This is a genomic window from Rhodococcus erythropolis NBRC 15567 (assembly GCF_001552595.1).
GTDB classification, from domain to species: domain Bacteria; phylum Actinomycetota; class Actinomycetes; order Mycobacteriales; family Mycobacteriaceae; genus Rhodococcus_F; species Rhodococcus_F erythropolis.
Genome location: NZ_BCRM01000006.1, coordinates 95403 through 111951, shown reverse-complemented (window position 1 = coordinate 111951; position 16549 = coordinate 95403). Strand labels below are relative to the sequence as shown.

Below are 16549 nucleotides of genomic sequence, written 5' to 3'. Positions count from 1 at the left end.
TCGGGTCAGCGGTTTCGGCGCCCGCGCCGGCCGACGTCCGCCAGCACGATCACGCCGACCACGATCGCGAGCACCAGCGAATACACGCCCCACAGCACCAAGAACGGCAGCAGCCAGCCGGCATCAACGGTCTGACCGCGCGGTCCGACGCAGTACAGCGTGAAATTGGTGGACGTACCGTCGCCGTCGGTAAAGGAATCCGAGACGACCATCGCGCTCGATGTCGGTTCTTCACAGAAGATCGGCGCCAAGTGCGCGACCTGGCCGGGCCAGATCACCGAAGACAGCAGTGCGGCAAAGATTCCCACGACCACGATCACCGCTACCGAGATCAGTAACGGAGCGATTCGGCGGCTCACAGCGGCTGCACCAGAAAGGGAGTTCCGTCAGGCTCGAAGACCACAAGTACTCGCGAGCGTGGGGATTCCACCATCACGGAGGCGTGTATCGACTCGGTTCGACTGACCGAGATCCCGGAGACTTCGCCGTCGTCGACTCCGCTGCTAGCCAGCGCGTCGTCGACCAACTTCTCGACATTCGCCAATGCCGGCACTTGATCCAGCGTGAACGATCGCGCATCGAGATCGTCGGTGACACTGACTTGCACGGGGATGGGCTCGCCGAGAATGACGCCGTCGAAAGAGAATCTGTCGAGCTGTGACGGCTTCCCGGGGTCACGAACGGTGACCCCGAGCGTCTCGATCGGGCTGATGTCGATGCTGGTCACCGATATCGCGTCGACGCCGTATCTATGTGCGAGGCTGTCGAACCCGCCTCGCACCAACTCCGACGTCATCCCACCGCCACGTTCGCGCATCTGGTTGTCGAAATCCATCCGATCGACGGCACCGATGCATCCGCTCAGACCCGTGGCCGTCAAGGCGATGGCTACCGTCCACAGCGCCGGCCGCACCTGCGAGGACGCCAATTTCATGAGCGGAGCGTACCGCGAGTGTCCGGTTCCATCTCGGTGACCTGCGCGTCGGACGAATTCCTGTCGGCGACTCGTGGGATCATCGCGCCATGAATCGTGTCGACGAAGGATTCGAACCGCCGGACGCATTGGTCGAGTGGTGCCGCTCCCGCACCTTTCCACTGCACGTCCTCGACGACGAAGCAACCGTCGACCTGGATTGGTGGAACGCGCACCTGAACGACGCCGGTCACACCATCAGCCTGCGCGGGCGTGATCTCGACGGCAAAGTGATCACCGAAGGCCGAGCCATCGTTCAACGCAACGACCTTCGCCCGTCGAGCGACCTCGTTGTCGCCCAGCACGACGGCCTCGGACTGCTGTTTCTCTGCGCGGCCTGGCAAGGCTCGCACGAAAGCAGACGGTTCACGCGGCGGTTCCCCAACGTCTTCAATCCGCCTTACCGCGAAGACGAGGATCCGCTGACCCAGATCACAGCCATTCTCGATCACTGTTCGAAAAACAAGTCGATGCCGGTCGTGCGACGCGACACCTGGTCCGGGTGGCCACTCACCCCCGGCGTGGGGGTATCACTCATGGCCGCTTTCATGTGGGCGGTGGGCGTACAGGACGAAGGGCGACGCGCTCAGATGATCGATCAGTACGGCGTCTCGACACTCATCCACGAGGGCTGGCTCGAGGATCCTTCCGTCACGGGCTTCACGACGCGTCGCTACCGCCGGTACTGCGAACTGCTCGACAGTTGGGCCTATGCCGCCGGCACCCAACCCGAGATCGTCGAGATGTGGTTGGTGAAACGGTGGAGTGCGCGGTTGGCCCAAGCACGCAACGACGTCAGCGCCCCCACCCTGTTCTAATCCTCAGAAAGGTCGTGTCTCAGAAAGGCCGTGTCTCAGAAAGGCCAGGCAGGGAGGGTAGGCAGCCCCACCCTCGTCGGCCTCCCGACCAACCAGGCCAAGGTCTCCGCATCCGACAGCGAAGGAACACGTACACCCGGGACCGCTGTCTCCAGTGCGCCCAACTGACGGGCGAGAGTGAATTCCACGAACTCGGCAGGCCAGTCGTGGCAGGTGTAGCCGATGTCGAGGTCCATCAGGTGAATCTCGATCTCGTTCCAGCGCAGAATCGGCAGATCGAATGCCGTCACAGGTTTGCGCCACGGCACCGGCGTGTCCAGTCGATCTGCCTGGATCTCGCACAACGCGTCGACCAGTCTCGTTCCCGAGAAGCGGTAGTCGAGAGCCAACAACTCAGCCGGGCGATCTGCACCTTCCTCGATTGCAGCATTGCGCGCGTCCGGTCCCCCGGGATACATCTCCCCCGATTCGCCGCCCTGCACTCCGGCAACAAATCTGCCCAGCGCGTCGGCGTTGCGCGACATGTGCGTCACGACGTGTCCCCGACTCCACCCGGGGAGCCCGGAGGGCTCCCGCGCCTGCTCTTCGGTCAGTCCGCCGATGAGAGCCTGTGCCTTGACGTCGGATTCACGAACTGCGGCGACCAGGTCGGCATACGTCGGCGTTACGGAGTGAGACGTCATGCAGCGATACTAGTTCCCTTCGCGCACTCTCATACCGATTCACGACAAGGTCCACCACTCCCGGATCGACGCCGAGCGGTTCGGTCACACCATCGGCTCCTGCAGCGTGCAATCTTTCGTGAAACAGTCCGTGTGCGAGGAGGTACGAGGCAACGAACACTCGCTTCGCGCCGCGAACGCGTGCTGCTGCAACAACATCGGCTACCTTCGGTTGCCCGGTCGCGATGTATCCGATGTCCACCCGGATCCCCGCCGCTTCGGCGAGCATCAGCGCGGCACGCTCGACGTCTCGCAGCGCCCGCGCATCGGAGGACCCGGCGGCAGCAAGCACTATCGCGTCGCCTGGACTCCACCCCGCTTCGGTCAAGCGTCGGAGCAGCACGCGCGCAAGCGCCGGATCGGGTCCGAGTGCGGGCGTCACAGTCACAGCCGAGTGCCCACTGAGCGTCACTTCGCGTCGAACATCGGTGTGAACGTGGTAGCCGGACGCCAGGAAGGCCGGTACGAGAATCGCTCGCCCCGGAGTGTCTCGGAGGACTTCAGAAGGTGACGGACCGAGCACGTCGACAAAGGCAACGCGCGTGCGTCCGACGCGCGTGCCGACGGCTTCGGCAAGGGCAGCAACCATTTCCACGCCACGTGGGCTACGCGTGCCGTGAGCTACCAGTACGAGTACATCGTCATCGCGTTGCATAGTCACCTGGATTCTGTACGTAGTCGCCGGGGTCGAGGGCAAGTCGATAGCCCCGCTTGACCACGGTCTGAACGGCTTTGGGCGCACCGAGGCACGCGCGCAATCGGGCGACGGCGGTCTCGACGGCGTGGGTGTCGCCGCCGCCACCGGGAAGAGAAGCCAGAAGTTCGTCGCGGGAGACGACTCGGCCGGGGCTGGCACCGAGAGTGCGGATCAGCGACATCGCAGCCGGCGGCAATTGCTTCACTTCACCGTCCACGACAACGCAACCGCCGCGGATGCTGATTTCGTGTTCGCCGGCTTGAATCTTGTTGGCTCGCTGCGGGAGTTCGTCGACGATGTGTCGCGCGAGCGCCCCGAGACGTGCCCGCGCCGGGGCTGTGGTCGGTACATTCAAGGCTTCGAGCGGCGCCGAGGTGACCGGGCCGACGCACATTGCCGCCACCGGACCCCGCATCGCGTCGAGAATGTCGCCGAGATCCCCGGTCTTGTCGGCGCGCATCAACATCGACGCAACGGCCGGTGCACTGGTGAAGCTGACGGCGTCGATTCCGGCTGAAGCGATGGCGTCGATCATCCGGTCGAGCAGCGTCGGATCCTCCGGCGGCTCCCATCGATAGACAGGGACCGCGATGACCTCGGCGCCCGCGTCGCGCAGCACCTGACAGAAATCGGGAATCGGCTCCCATTCGGTAGTGGCGCCGTGCAGTTGAACGGCGATTCGTTTTCCCGAGACACCTTCTGCAAGAAGATGTTCGAGCACTTCGGCGGAAGACTCGGATGCCGGAGACCATTCTTCACGAAGGTCGGCCGCGCGGATTGCCCCTTTGGCCTTGGGTCCGCGCGCGAGCAGACGAGCCGAGCCCAACGCGGATCCGAGATTTTCCGCCTCACCCCACCCGTCGGCTGCTTCCAGCCAACCCCGGAATCCGATCCCGGTGGTGGCGACAACCACCTCGGGAGGATCCGAGATGATCTGCTGTGTCACCCTTTCGAGCTCGCGGTCGTCGGCGAGAGGGATGATCCGAATCGCCGGCGCGTGAACGACGTCCGCTCCCCGACGAGTCAGCAACGTCGCGAATTCCTCGGCGCGGCGCGAAGCGGTGATACCTACCGTGAATCCAGCCAACGGCATGTCGTCACTCACGAGACTGCATCGGCGACAGTCGAGCGAACGCCCTGCATCTGAAGGCTGTGTACCTGAACGACGCCGGCCCACACGCGAACTCCGTATACCGGCAGCGCGACCGCGGAGTCGTCCAGCGCTCGGCCGTCGACCAGCGAGAACGCCTGCTTGAGCAGCGGCGAGACCACGATCGGCTCACCGTCCCGGTCGCCGACGAGTCCGCGTGACATCACCGCGGCACGGCCGTACGGATCGAAGTTGCTGACAGCCCGCAGTGTGCCGTCCTCTAGCAGGAACAGCGCCACCTGCTCGCCGCCGCGAAGAAGCACGGCGACCCCGCGTCCAGGTATCAGATGGCTCAGCGGGCAGGCCGACGTCCATTCGAGTCGATCCGAATCCAGCTTGGCGATCTGCGCATCGATGACACTCATCGAAGTCCTCCTGTCGATCCGGCGACAACGTCGCGCGGGTTCTTGTCTACGTTTCTACGGACCCCGTGTTTCCCACGGGTTACGCGACTATTACCGGCGCGTAGGGATGCTCGGCATACCCATCAGGACTGGAACCTTGCGCACTCCGGTCTCGTCGAACACAACCGTCGGGTCGGCTTCTTCCGGTGCATTCACAAATGAGACGAACCTCGACAGCTTCTCCGGATCACCCAGCACACCAGCCCATTCGTCCTGGTAGCCCTCGACGTGCTTGGCCATCAGAGCCTCGAGTTCTTCGCCGATTCCCAGGCTGTCTTCACAAATAACGGCCTTGAGGTGATCGAGTCCGCCTTCGAGTGATTCGACCCACGGCGCCGTGCGCTGGAGGCGATCGGCGGTGCGGATGTAGAACATGAGGTAGCGGTCGATGTACTTGACCAAGGTTGCGTCGTCGAGGCCTCCGGCAAGCAGTTGAGCGTGTTTGGGCGACTGTCCGCCGTTGCCGCCCACATACAGATTCCAACCGTTCTCCGTCGCGATGACGCCGACGTCCTTGCCACGCGCTTCGGCGCATTCACGAGCACATCCCGAGACGCCGAACTTGATCTTGTGCGGCGAACGCAGGCCGCGGTAGCGGTTCTCGAGGTCGACGGCCATTCCCACCGAGTCCTGAACGCCGTAGCGGCACCAGCTCGAACCGACGCAGCTCTTGACCGTCCGCAGGGACTTGCCGTACGCCTGACCCGATTCCATCCCGGCGTCGACGAGACGCTTCCAGATCGCGGGCAACTGTTCGACACGAGCCCCGAACAAGTCGATGCGCTGACCGCCGGTCACCTTCGTGTACAAGCCGAAATCACGCGCCACCTCACCGATGACGATGAGCTGCTCACCCGTGACCTCGCCGCCAGGCATACGAGGTACCACGGAGTACGTACCGTTCTTCTGGATGTTCGCGAGGAAGTGATCGTTGGTGTCCTGCAACGACGCCTGCTGGCGGTGCAGGATGTGATCGGAGTCCGTCGATGCCAGAATCGAAGCGACTACGGGCTTGCAGATGTCGCAACCGGCGCCCTTGCCGTACTTGGCGATCAGCGCCGAGAAGGTTCTGGTCTGCGTCGACTGCACGATCTGGAACAACTCGGCCCGCGATTGCGCAAAATGCTCGCACAGTGCCTTCGACATCACGACGCCGGAATCGGCCAGCAGCTGCTTCACAGTGGGAAGGCAACCGCCACAGGTGGTTCCGGCGCTGGTGCACGCCTTCACCGAAGCAATGTCGCATGCGCCGGCCGCGATTGCGCCGCAGATGGCTCCCTTGGTCACCGCGTTGCACGAGCACACCTCGGCATCGTCGGGCAGCGAGCCTGCACCCGGCTTCTCCCCCGCAGGCGAGATCAATGTCGCCGGGTCACCGGGTAGTTCGCGACCGACCAGCGGGCGCAGCGACGCGTAGGCCGACGCGTCACCGACAAGAATGCCGCCGAGCAGGATCTTCGCATCATCGGAGACCACGAGCTTCGCGTACGTCCCCTTGGACGCGTCGCTGAGGACAACTTCGAGAGCTCCCGGTGAGGTCGCCATCGCGTCACCGAAACTGGCGACGTCGACGCCCATGAGCTTGAGCTTGGTGGACATGTCGGCGCCCGGGAAATCCGCGGCGCCGCCGAGCAGACGATCGGCCACGATCTCGGCCGTCGTGTAGCCGGGAGCAACCAGACCGTAGCAACGGCCTTCCACCGCAGCACATTCTCCGACGGCATAGATGTTCTCGTCCGAAGTCACGCAGCCGAGGTCGGTCAGGATGCCGCCGCGCTCCCCCACTGCGATGCCGGCGTCGCGGGCCAGCTGATCTCGCGGACGAACTCCGGCGGAGAAGACGAGCAGCGACGCGTCGATGGTGGAGCCGTCGGAGAGTTCGACCACAATTCCGTTGTCGGCCTGCGAGATTCCCGCCGTCCCGACTCCGGTGTGAACGGTGAGCCCGAGTTCGGTGACGAGGCGAGCGAGCAGTGCGCCGCCGCCCTCGTCGACCTGCATCGGCATCAATCGCGCATTGTGTTCGACGACGTGTGCCGTCATTCCCATGAGCGAGAGAGCATTTGCGGCCTCGAGTCCGAGAAGACCGCCGCCCACCACGACGCCGACAGCGCCAGGACCCGCCTTCTCGGCGGCGGCCCGGATACCGTCGAGGTCGTCGAGGGTGCGGTAGACAAAACATCCGTCGCCGTCGTGCCCCGGTACGGGAGGCACGAACGGATACGAACCGGTCGCCATCACCAGAGCGTCGTAGGAGATCGTCTCGCCGGTTGTCGTCGTGACCGTGCGTGCATCTTTGTCGATCGAGAGCGCGCCTTCCCCCACTCGGAGGTCGACCAGGCTGTCGCCGACGTAATCGTTGCCGGCCAGTGCCAATTCCTTGGGGTCCCACGCTCCGACGTACGAGGACAGCCCGACTCGGTCGTACGCTGCGTACTGCTCGTCGCAGAGTACGGTCACCGACCAGTTGTTCGCTTCGTCGCGCGAACGCAGTGCCTCGACGAATCGGTGTCCGACCATTCCGTGTCCGATGACAACAACCGACTTGCTCATGACGCCTACTTCCTGAGGTACGAGATAGTTCTGAGATTCTGCGGACCGCTCACGCCGTGACTGCGACCTTCGCCTCGTCGACGTCTGTGGTCAGCGTCGACGGCTTGCGCAGGAAGACGAACCAGGTGACTGCGATGCAGGCGATGTAGAAGGCCAGGAACACCCAGAAGGCCATGGTCGCCGACTTCGCGGGGCTGCTGTACGACGCGCGCAGCACCAGGTTGATGCCTACGCCGCCCAAACCGCCTACCGCACCGGCAAATCCGATGAGAGCACCGGAGATACTGCGCGACCACGTTGCCTTCTCGCTTCGATCCATGTGATCGAAGCTCTGAGCCTTCGCCTCGAAGATCGCCGGGATCATCTTGTAAACGGATCCGTTTCCGATGCCGGAGAGCAGGAACAGGGCGATGAATCCGAGAACGAATGTCACCATGATTCCGGCGCTGGCGACGCCCGCGGTGTTGTCGTCCATCGTTCCGGCCGTCACGAGAATCGATGCAGCGAATGCCATGGCGACAAACGTCCACATGGTGATCTTGCCGCCGCCGATCCGGTCGGCCAGCTTGCCGCCGAGGGGGCGAGCGATCGAACCGAGGAGAGGACCGATGAAGGCGATCTGTGCTGCATGCAGCGCGGCCGCGGCCGGAGTGGCACCGCCGGCGAGGAAGTTGATCTGCAGAACCTGACCGAAGGCGAAGCTGAATCCGATGAAGGAACCGAACGTACCGATGTACAGGAAGCTGATCACCCACGACTCGGAGAACTTGAGTGCCTTGGCCATCGAGCGCAGGTCCGACTTCTGGTTGCCCAGGTTGTCCATGAACAGCGCGGCACCGACGGCAGCAGCGGCAATGAACACGAGATAGACAGCGCACACGATCCACGGAGCACGGTTACCGACGGTGGCGATCACCAGCAGACCGATCAGCTGGATCATCGGTACACCGATGTTGCCGCCGCCGGCATTGAGACCGAGCGCCCACCCCTTGAGGCGTTGCGGGTAGAAGGCATTGATGTTGGTCATCGACGACGCGAAGTTGCCGCCGCCGATACCTGCAGTGGCCGCTACCAACATGAACGTGGTGTACGACGCACCCGGGTTCATCATCAGGTAGAGCGTGAGAAGTGTTGGTACGAAGAGGAACAGCGCACTCATGACGGTCCAGTTACGACCGCCGAACCGTGCGGTGGCAACCGTGTATGGAATGCGGAGGACCGACCCGACAAGTGTGGGCACTGCGACGAGGAAGAACTTTCCGGCCGCGTCGATGCCGTAGATATCCGTCGGCATGAACAACACCATCACGGACCAGATCGACCAGATCGAGAAGCCGACGTGTTCGGCTACCACTGACCAGATCAGGTTCCGCTTCGCGATGTCCTTGCCGCCGGATTCCCAGGCGTCGACGTCCTCTGCATCCCAATGCTCGATGTAATGACTCACCAGGGCCTCCTGAATATGTTGGAGACCCAAAGGTAGAAAACGGTTATTGCGCCGGTGCTGCGTGCGATGACCGCGAAGTCAATTGATCCTCACCCGGTAACAAGACCGGGTGTGAGCTAGTTTTTCGCAGGTGCGTGCCAGGAATCCTCGAGCATCCGAGGCTTGCATGCCTGGTAGGCGCCCAGGAGCACCACGATCACCGCGACGACGAGCAGGCCGAACGGCGCAGCGTATCCACCGGACACGTCGTGGAAAACGCCGAACAGGAGCGGACCGAGGCAGGCAACGGAGTAGCCGATGCCCTGGGTGAAGCCGGACAGTGCCGAGGAACCGATGTGCGAACGAGTACGCAGGTTGATCAGCGTGAGCGACATCGGGAACGTGCTCGGACCGAGGCCCAGGACGACAACCCACACGATCGGCGCCGCCATCGGGGCAAAGTACAGCCCGCCCATGCCGACCAGGTAGCAGACGGCACACGCGATCACGACAGGGAAGGGATTGGCCATGCGGGCGCACAGCGTCGGCGCACCGAACGCTGCGACGAGCCCGATCACCGAGAACATTCCGACCATCGTTCCGCCGAAGGCATCACTGGCTCCGGCGTCACGAAGGATCGAGGGAATCCAGGTGAACATCGAATACGTGATCAGTGAGGTCATGCCGAACATGCCGGCCATCCCCCAGGCCACGGGAGAACGCCAGACCTGACCGCGTGGCTGTTCTGCCACTGCCGCAACCGAATCCGATGCATTCTCGACGGACCCGGCTGCGTTCGCGCGAGCCTTGCGCGAGCGAGCGAGGGTGATCAACCACGGCACTGCTGCGGCGAAGCCGAAGGCGGACCACCAGCCGATCGAGAACCGCCACCCGAAGGCGTCGGCAACCGGGACTGCGACGAACGCCGGAACGATGGTGCCGATCTGCACGGCCACGATGTAGACCGAACTCATGGTGGCGAGGCGATCCGAGAAGTACCGCTTGACCAACGGAGGGATCACGACATTGCCGATTCCCATGCCTGCCAGTGCCAAAGCCGAGAGGGCCAGCAACGACCATGTCTGAGACATCATGGCGCGCAACAGCATTCCGACGCCGGCCATGAGCATCGCGACGAGGGCCGTTCGCTCGAGCCCGATACGTTTCGCGATGGCGGGAGTGATGAGACCGAAGATGGCGAACATTGCGGTCGGAACCATGCCGAAGACACCGACGATCGAGGCGGAGAAGCCGATCTCGTCGCGAATCTCGGCCGCCAAGGGCGAGAACGAGGTCACCGCAAGTCGAAGTACGAGCGCAGACATCGCAATCGCTGCGAAGACGAGCACACGGCCTTGTATCAACGAGCGGGTTTCGGTTCTCTCCAGTTGAGCAGTCACCGGCAAATCATAGGATGACCGGACGAACTCGCACAAGCGCGGTAATCTAACGTCACATTCACACCACTTACCCGGACCCGAGGAAACAACCACGTGCAACCCGTTCGACGCGCAAGTCTCATCTCACAGGTCACCGAACAACTCCGCAACGAGATCCGGAGCGGGACCTGGCCGATCGGTTCCAAAATCCCCACCGAACCGGAACTGTCGGAGCTGACCGGGACCGGTCGCAATACCGTGCGCGAGGCGGTCCAGGCGCTCGTTCACGCCGGAATGCTGGAACGTCGTCAGGGATCGGGTACCTACGTCGTTGCTGTCTCCGACCTCGGTGGCACTCTCGGCAACTACTTTGCCGGTGCCCACCAACGGGACGTACTCGAACTTCGGCGCGCACTCGACATCACTGCAGCCACCCTCGCCGCCGCACGGCGAACCGAAGACGACATCGCCGAACTGACGCGACTACTCGAGCTTCGCACCGCGTCATGGGAGGGTCAGGACATCGACGCTGCCACCACCGCTGACGTCGCCCTGCACCGAGCAATCGTCGCGGCCAGCCACAACGAGGTCTACCTGGAGTTCTACGACTCCCTGCTCCCCGTCATCGAGACCACGATCCAACAGCACATCGATGCAACCGGCGAAGGATTCCACTCGCAGCACGCAAACCTCGTCAACGCTGTCGTCGACGGGAACACCGTGGCCGCCTCGAACGCCGCACGCGAGCTGTTCGAGGGCCTGGTCTCGGACTTCGGTACCGGCGCCCCGATCTAGAGCAGCAAGCGCACGATGTCGGAAGTACGGGCCAACCCCGGGAACGCGTCCGCCGTCGAGCGGGGATGCAGAACATGAACTGCCAGGCGGAACATCACCGCACGTAGAAGCATCTGCGGCCACTCGGGGAGATCTTCCCACCGGCCGACCAGTGCCTCGTCGGCACCGCCCCACGAGATCGCGTCGACCACAGCGACGGCGGCGGCCCACGCAGCCGGTCGCCAATACGGCGTGATGTCGGTGATTCCGGGGGCCATACTGCCCGAGAACAGCACCGTCCCGAACAGATCGCCGTGCACGAGCTGGTCCGGGCTCTGCACCGGCTTCCGCAAAGTAGCGAGCCCGGCAATCAGTTCCAGACTTTTGCGACCGTCCGGAGTGGGCGTCTCGAGTTGCTCGACGCCCTTCGCGATCCTCAGCGGAACCGTTTCCCATGCCGCGCGATCAGCGGCGACGAATACGTCGACCTCGGCCCACGGCGGCACCGGCGGTTGTGCAAGGAAGCGCGGGCGCTCGAGCGAGGCCGTCGCCGCATGCAGTCGGCAGGACATCGAGACCACTTCGTCGTGACGTGGTTCCGGCGATCCGACGATGAATGTGTCGGCACGCCAGCCCGAGACGACGTAACGACCGTCAGTCGAACGCACCGGTCGAGCCAGCCGAACGCCGTCGACTTCGAGGTTCTCTCGCACCTTCGCCGACCACGCTGCGCGGGCATGATCCGCGACTGCTGAAAGGACGACGTCTCCACACAGCCACCCGCCGTCCCAATCCGCACCGAGTGGGATGGGATCGACTTCACGGAGGCCGAAGGTGGAGCACACGTGCTGGGGAGGTTGGCCTGTGCTCACACCCCAACGCTACCGGTGCGCGGCGCCGCCTCCCGCGAGGCGCGCCTAGTAGACCGGCAGACTCGCATCCACCTGGTTCGCCCAGGCGATCGCGCCGCCTTGAACGTGAACTGCGTCGGAGAAACCGGCGTTCTTGAGAAAGGCCAGTGCCTCGGCCGAACGAATGCCGGTTTTGCAGTACAGAACTATCTGCTTGTTCTGCGGCAACGTCGCCAGAGCTTCACCGGAAAGGATGCGGTCCTTCGGGATCAGCACCGCCCCCGGCAGATGCATGATGTCCCATTCAACCGGTTCTCGTACGTCTACCAGCTCGATCGATCGTCCCTCGCCGATCATGGCCTCCAGCTCCGGCGCCGTGATCGTCGAGCCGACAGCAGCAGCGCTCGCCTCTTCGGACACGACACCGCAGAACGCGTCGTAGTCGATCAAGGCGGTGACCGGCACGCGGGTCGGATCACGCTGAAGGCGGATCGTCCGGAACGTCATCGCAAGAGCGTCGTAGATCATCAGGCGCCCGAGAAGCGGTTCGCCGATCCCTGTGATGAGCTTGACCGCCTCGGTCGCCATGATCGAACCGACGGTCGCAGGCAGGACTCCGAGAACACCGCCCTCGGCGCACGAGGGGACCATGCCGGGCGGCGGCGCCTCCGGGTAAAGATCGCGATAATTCAGTCCCGCGCCGTCCGGGGCGTCTTCCCAGAAGACCGAGACCTGCCCTTCGAAGCGGTAGATCGAGCCCCACACGTACGGCTTTCCGGCGATGACGGCGGCATCGTTGACGAGGTACCGCGTCGCGAAGTTGTCCGTACCGTCCAGGATCAGGTCGTACTCCGAGAACAGTTCGACCGCGTTGGAGTTGTCCAGGCGGAATTCGTGCAACCGGACGTCGACGTGCTCGTTTATCTCGAGAATCGACTCCTTCGCGCTGACCGCCTTCGGGCGTCCGACGTCGGAGCGTCCGTGAATCACCTGACGCTGCAGGTTCGACATGTCGACCTCGTCGAACTCGACGATCCCGATGGTGCCCACTCCTGCGGCCGCGAGATAGAGCAGTGCAGGCGAACCCAATCCACCGGCGCCGATGAACAGGACTCGCGCATTCTTGAGCCGCTTCTGGCCGGTCATGCCCACGTTCGGGATGATCAGGTGCCGGCTGTATCTGGCAACTTCCTCCCGGCTCAACTCGGCTGCCGGCTCCACCAGTGGTGGCAATACGACGGGTGTTGCAGACACCGCGAAACACTCCTAGTTCAAGACGAGATCAGGGATTCTCGATCCGGTCACGCTCGAGGGTACGGCCACGGATTGAAGCGGCACGTGAGTCCGTTCATCGGAACGACGCCCTCGGGATCAAGCCTAGCGATGTCGTTGTTCGCGGTTCCGAAGGTCTGCTGCATCATGATCGGTGCGAGTCCGCCTTCGGTCTCGCACGGCTGATGAGCGGCGTATCCGATGGCATGGCCGACCTCGTGATTGATCTGATACTGCCGATACGAACCAATGTCACCCTGGAACGAAATGGCGCCTCGCACCCATCGCGGTTCGTTGAGCAGGACTCGGTCCATGCTCGGGTTGTAGCAGGATCCTTCGAGTTCGATCTCGTATCCGCAGCCTTCACGGATAGTCATCTGCGAGGTCAAGGAGATCCGGAAGTCCGGCTCGCCCGCGTCGACGCGCCGGAACGCGACCTTGGGATCATTGGTCCAACTCTTCGGATTTGCCAGCGTCTGATCGACCATGCGTCCGTACGATTCGTCACCGCCGAAACCGGTCGTGTCGACGCCGTCCTCGATCTCGACCGTGTACGTGAACTCGCGTTCGGTTCCCTGTCCGACCTTGCCCGTCGTACCCGGTACGACGTGCCACGTTCCGCCGCCCGCGACGGTGAACGGACCACCGTCGGGGAGCGCGCCGGACGGTATCGACGACGCAAAGGTTCCGTCTCCGGCCGGCGGCGCACCGATGACGTCGGTTCCGTCGGTGCTGTGGGCGAGGTCGGCAGTGGCCGACGTCTTGCTCGCGGTGTCTGTGGCGTCCGGACGTACTGCGTCGACGATCACAAGGATGGTGAGCACCACGAGAACCGGAATCGCGTAGGCCCGCCAACCGTATGTCGAGACGAAGCGCCCGAGCTTGCTCTGCTTTCGCGCTGCCCGGTCCGGCCGCGGATTACGCGGGGTTCGGCCCACTTCTCGTTTGGTCGGATCCCACTGGGCACGCAAGGGCTGATGGGAGGAAATGCCGCGATAGTCGCGTTCGCCGTAGGCACGATCATCCGGCACCTCTGGCCGACGTTCGTCGCGGGGCGCTCCAGTTCCGCTACGCATTCGACGTTCCTCACGTTCAGGGTTCTGCGTAGTTCGTCCACGCATGCGCGGTCCCCCTGGGTCAGTCACGTCGTCCAGAATCTCACACACGGCAAGTCGCTCGCCCGGGCTGACCGAAACATGCTGGTCCTGGCGTGTCATGGCAACCCGTCCTGTAACGAGAAAGACCGCTGGTCTCGCTCACCGAGGCACGCGCGACTCGCCCGGGCGACACACGGTATCGTTCATTCGGCTACGACCGGTGTGACGGAGGATACTGGCGGGTACGCACACGCGACTCGCGGATCCGCGCGCCGACCGAATTTACTTTTGCTCAGATTGGAAGCGACATGACAGAACTCGCGGATCGGACAGACTCCGATCGCGGTACAACGGCTGGCAAGCCTGCCGGAACACGTCGCAGCACCCGACTCCCCCGCGATGCGCGCCGCCTCCAGCTCCTCGCAGCTGCAAGTGAGGTATTCGTCGCGAACGGGTACCACTCGGCCGGCATGGACGAGATCGCCGAGTGTGCCGGTGTCAGCAAGCCAGTCCTGTACCAACACTTTCCAGGCAAGCTCGAACTGTATGTCGCAGTCCTGCAGAGTTATGTCGACAGCCTCATCTCGGGTGTACGCCAGGCCCTGCGATCGACGACGGACAACAAACAGCGTGTCCGCGCCGCAGTCCAGGCGTTCTTCGACTTCGTCGACAACGACTCGCAGGGCTTCCGCCTGGTGTTCGAGTCCGACATCATGGGCGAACCTCAGGTCCAGACACGCGTCGAACAAGCCACCGAAGCCTGCGTCGACGCCGTGTTCGACCTGGTCAGTCAGGATTCCGGACTCGATCCGTATCGCGCGCGCATTCTTGCCGTCGGTCTGGTCGGTGCCAGCCAGTTCACGGCGCGGTACTGGCTCGAAGCCGCGCGGCCGATCCCCAAGGAAGAGGCCGTGGAAATCACCGTGACACTGGCGTGGGGCGGTCTCTCACACGTGCCGCTGCAGGCCGAAACCAAGTAACCGGAACCCGAACGAGAATGGGCGGGCAGTCTCACGACTGCCCGCCCATTCTGCTGTTACAGCTACGCGTCAGACGGTAGGCGCGAATCCGACCTTGCGGATATCGGACGGACCGATCTCCACGTACGCCACACGAGAAGCCTGCACCAGGAACTTGCGGCCCTTGTCGTCGACGAGAGCCAGAACCGGCTCGCGGCCACCGAGGACAGCCGCGACCAGTGTCTCGACCTCGTCAGGGGTCTGTTCGCTGTTGACGATGAGCTCACGCGGGCTGTCGATTACACCGATCTTGACCTCCACGGTCAACCTCCGAACTGTTCGTGAATTACATCCGTTGTCGACGCAAGGCTAATGCAGCAGCGACCGCCCACGCTCCTCTGCACGCTGTGCCCAGAGCGAACAGGCACCTAGACGAGTCCGAGAATCGCCATCCGCTCGGCGTGCTTTGCCTGCATACCGTCGAACAACGCGACAACTCCGTTGAGGTCACCCGAGGCCGAGATCACCAGATCCGTGAGGTCCTCACGCTGCGCCAGCACGAACTGCGCCTGCGTGATTGCTTCACCCAGAAGACGGCGTCCCCACAACATCAGCCGGTCCTTGGCGCGGGTGCTGGCCTCCACTGCTGCCTTCACCTCGAGCACCACGAACTCCGAGTGGCCCGTCTGGGACAGCACGTCCTCGACGATCTCGGCGACATCCGCCGGGAGGGAGTGCCCGATCTCGCGGTAGAAATCGGCAGCGATTCCGTCGCCGACGTACGCCTTCACGAGCGATTCCAGCCACGTCGACGGTGTCGTCGACGCGTGATAGTTGTCGAGAGCACGAACGAACGGGTCCATGACGGCAAAGATCTCGTGGCCACGTTCCGTCAGCGCCGTTTCCAGAGTCTCGAAGTGGTCCATCTCGGCGGCGGCCATGCTGGCGAACGCCACCTTGCCTCGCAGGTCCGGTGCCATTTGTGCGTCCTCCGCCAACCGGTAGAACGCCGAAATCTCGCCGTAGGCAAGAACGGCAAACAAATCGATCACGCCGGGGTGATCGGAAGCGACTCGGCCTCCGGTTCCAGCGTCCGTCGAAGCATCAAGATCGTGTGCGCCCATGACTACGAACTGTAGTGCTTCGACGGCCGACGCGACCGCCAAGGACCGCATGTCCGATTCGGTGATCTTCGACATGTCATCGCGAGGGGCGGACAACGTGCAGCTACAATGGTCTTGGGAGTTCGCCAGTTCCCCCGGCTCTTATGATTAGCCGGGACGGCTGCTTTAGGTCAGCCGACACGACTGTGCTCACGCGGACCCCACCGATAATGTGCGCGCACCTGCATCGACGGTTGTTGCCCGCTTCGCCGAGATCTCCGGACGGTTCGAATTCGTCCGAGTGGAATTCAGTGCTGAGGCGTAGGCATGACCGAAGAAAAAGAGGGCATCGACATCGGCCGATTTACGGC

The 16549-nt window shown here is 63.4% G+C and carries 17 protein-coding genes; 3 read left to right on the top strand and 14 right to left on the bottom strand.

Annotated features, from left to right (window positions below; all coding sequences use genetic code 11):
- Positions 1-5: 5 nt before the first annotated feature.
- Both RE4_RS11880 and RE4_RS11875 read right to left on the bottom strand, forming a co-directional pair.
- Positions 6-359: a hypothetical protein gene (locus tag RE4_RS11880; protein WP_020907125.1), complete on the bottom strand. Its 354-nt coding sequence runs from the start codon at positions 357-359 to the stop codon at positions 6-8.
- The gene (locus RE4_RS11875) at positions 356-934 is read right to left on the bottom strand and encodes a hypothetical protein (protein WP_029255052.1); all 579 of its coding nucleotides are present in this window, start codon (positions 932-934) and stop codon (positions 356-358) included. The genes RE4_RS11880 and RE4_RS11875 overlap by 4 nt, the downstream gene beginning before the upstream one ends.
- An 89-nt stretch (positions 935-1023) precedes the next feature.
- Here RE4_RS11875 and RE4_RS11870 point away from each other — a divergent pair, with 89 nt between their 5' ends.
- A complete protein-coding gene (locus tag RE4_RS11870; protein ID WP_060938624.1) occupies positions 1024-1791 on the top strand; it encodes an 8-oxoguanine DNA glycosylase OGG fold protein in 768 nt (255 codons plus the stop codon).
- A gap of 35 nt (positions 1792-1826) precedes the next feature.
- Here RE4_RS11870 and RE4_RS11865 read toward each other — a convergent pair whose 3' ends face one another.
- From RE4_RS11865 to RE4_RS11835, 7 genes are all read right to left on the bottom strand, one after another.
- Positions 1827-2474, bottom strand: a complete 648-nt coding sequence (locus RE4_RS11865; RefSeq protein ID WP_020907123.1) for a maleylpyruvate isomerase family mycothiol-dependent enzyme — start codon at positions 2472-2474, stop codon at positions 1827-1829.
- The gene (locus RE4_RS11860; RefSeq protein WP_060938623.1) at positions 2419-3168 is read right to left on the bottom strand and encodes a sirohydrochlorin chelatase; all 750 of its coding nucleotides are present in this window, start codon (positions 3166-3168) and stop codon (positions 2419-2421) included. Before RE4_RS11860 ends, RE4_RS11865 begins: the two co-directional genes overlap by 56 nt.
- A complete protein-coding gene (locus RE4_RS11855) occupies positions 3155-4315 on the bottom strand; it encodes a uroporphyrinogen-III synthase (RefSeq protein ID WP_019747814.1) in 1161 nt (386 codons plus the stop codon). Before RE4_RS11855 ends, RE4_RS11860 begins: the two co-directional genes overlap by 14 nt.
- Complete coding sequence (gene nirD, locus RE4_RS11850) at positions 4312-4725, bottom strand: nitrite reductase small subunit NirD (protein ID WP_019747813.1); 414 nt, start codon at positions 4723-4725, stop codon at positions 4312-4314. The genes RE4_RS11855 and nirD overlap by 4 nt, the downstream gene beginning before the upstream one ends.
- Positions 4726-4815: 90 nt before the next feature.
- Positions 4816-7317 (bottom strand): nitrite reductase large subunit NirB, encoded by a 2502-nt coding sequence (gene nirB / locus RE4_RS11845; protein WP_020907121.1) that lies wholly within the window; start codon positions 7315-7317, stop codon positions 4816-4818.
- Positions 7318-7366: 49 nt separating this feature from the next.
- Complete coding sequence (locus tag RE4_RS11840; protein WP_085989607.1) at positions 7367-8767, bottom strand: MFS transporter; 1401 nt, start codon at positions 8765-8767, stop codon at positions 7367-7369.
- Positions 8768-8880: 113 nt separating this feature from the next.
- Entirely contained in the window at positions 8881-10143 is a 1263-nt protein-coding gene (locus RE4_RS11835) for a CynX/NimT family MFS transporter (RefSeq protein WP_060938622.1), read from the bottom strand.
- A gap of 93 nt (positions 10144-10236) precedes the next feature.
- Here RE4_RS11835 and RE4_RS11830 point away from each other — a divergent pair, with 93 nt between their 5' ends.
- The gene (locus tag RE4_RS11830) at positions 10237-10917 is read left to right on the top strand and encodes a FadR/GntR family transcriptional regulator (protein ID WP_020907120.1); all 681 of its coding nucleotides are present in this window, start codon (positions 10237-10239) and stop codon (positions 10915-10917) included.
- Here RE4_RS11830 and RE4_RS11825 read toward each other — a convergent pair.
- The 3 genes from RE4_RS11825 to RE4_RS11815 are packed head-to-tail and all read right to left on the bottom strand — an operon-like array spanning position 10914 to position 14095.
- Positions 10914-11768, bottom strand: coding sequence for a TIGR02569 family protein (locus RE4_RS11825; protein WP_007731227.1), 855 nt, complete (start codon positions 11766-11768; stop codon positions 10914-10916). The genes RE4_RS11830 and RE4_RS11825 overlap by 4 nt on opposite strands.
- 45 nt (positions 11769-11813) lie before the next feature.
- Entirely contained in the window at positions 11814-13001 is a 1188-nt protein-coding gene (gene moeZ / locus RE4_RS11820; RefSeq protein WP_019747808.1) for an adenylyltransferase/sulfurtransferase MoeZ, read from the bottom strand.
- 47 nt (positions 13002-13048) lie between these two features.
- Entirely contained in the window at positions 13049-14095 is a 1047-nt protein-coding gene (locus RE4_RS11815; protein WP_153212496.1) for a DUF3152 domain-containing protein, read from the bottom strand.
- 329 nt (positions 14096-14424) lie between these two features.
- Here RE4_RS11815 and fasR point away from each other — a divergent pair, with 329 nt between their 5' ends.
- Positions 14425-15096: an HTH-type transcriptional activator FasR gene (fasR, locus tag RE4_RS11810; RefSeq protein ID WP_003942309.1), complete on the top strand. Its 672-nt coding sequence runs from the start codon at positions 14425-14427 to the stop codon at positions 15094-15096.
- Between the two features lie 69 nt (positions 15097-15165).
- On the opposite strand, the gene RE4_RS11805 is transcribed toward fasR, so the two are convergent.
- A complete protein-coding gene (locus tag RE4_RS11805; protein ID WP_003942312.1) occupies positions 15166-15396 on the bottom strand; it encodes a DUF3107 domain-containing protein in 231 nt (76 codons plus the stop codon).
- 107 nt (positions 15397-15503) lie between these two features.
- Positions 15504-16199 carry a ferritin-like fold-containing protein gene (locus RE4_RS11800; RefSeq protein WP_029255047.1) on the bottom strand — a complete coding sequence of 232 codons (696 nt, stop codon included), beginning with the start codon at positions 16197-16199 and terminating at the stop codon, positions 15504-15506.
- Positions 16200-16549 lie beyond the last annotated feature (350 nt).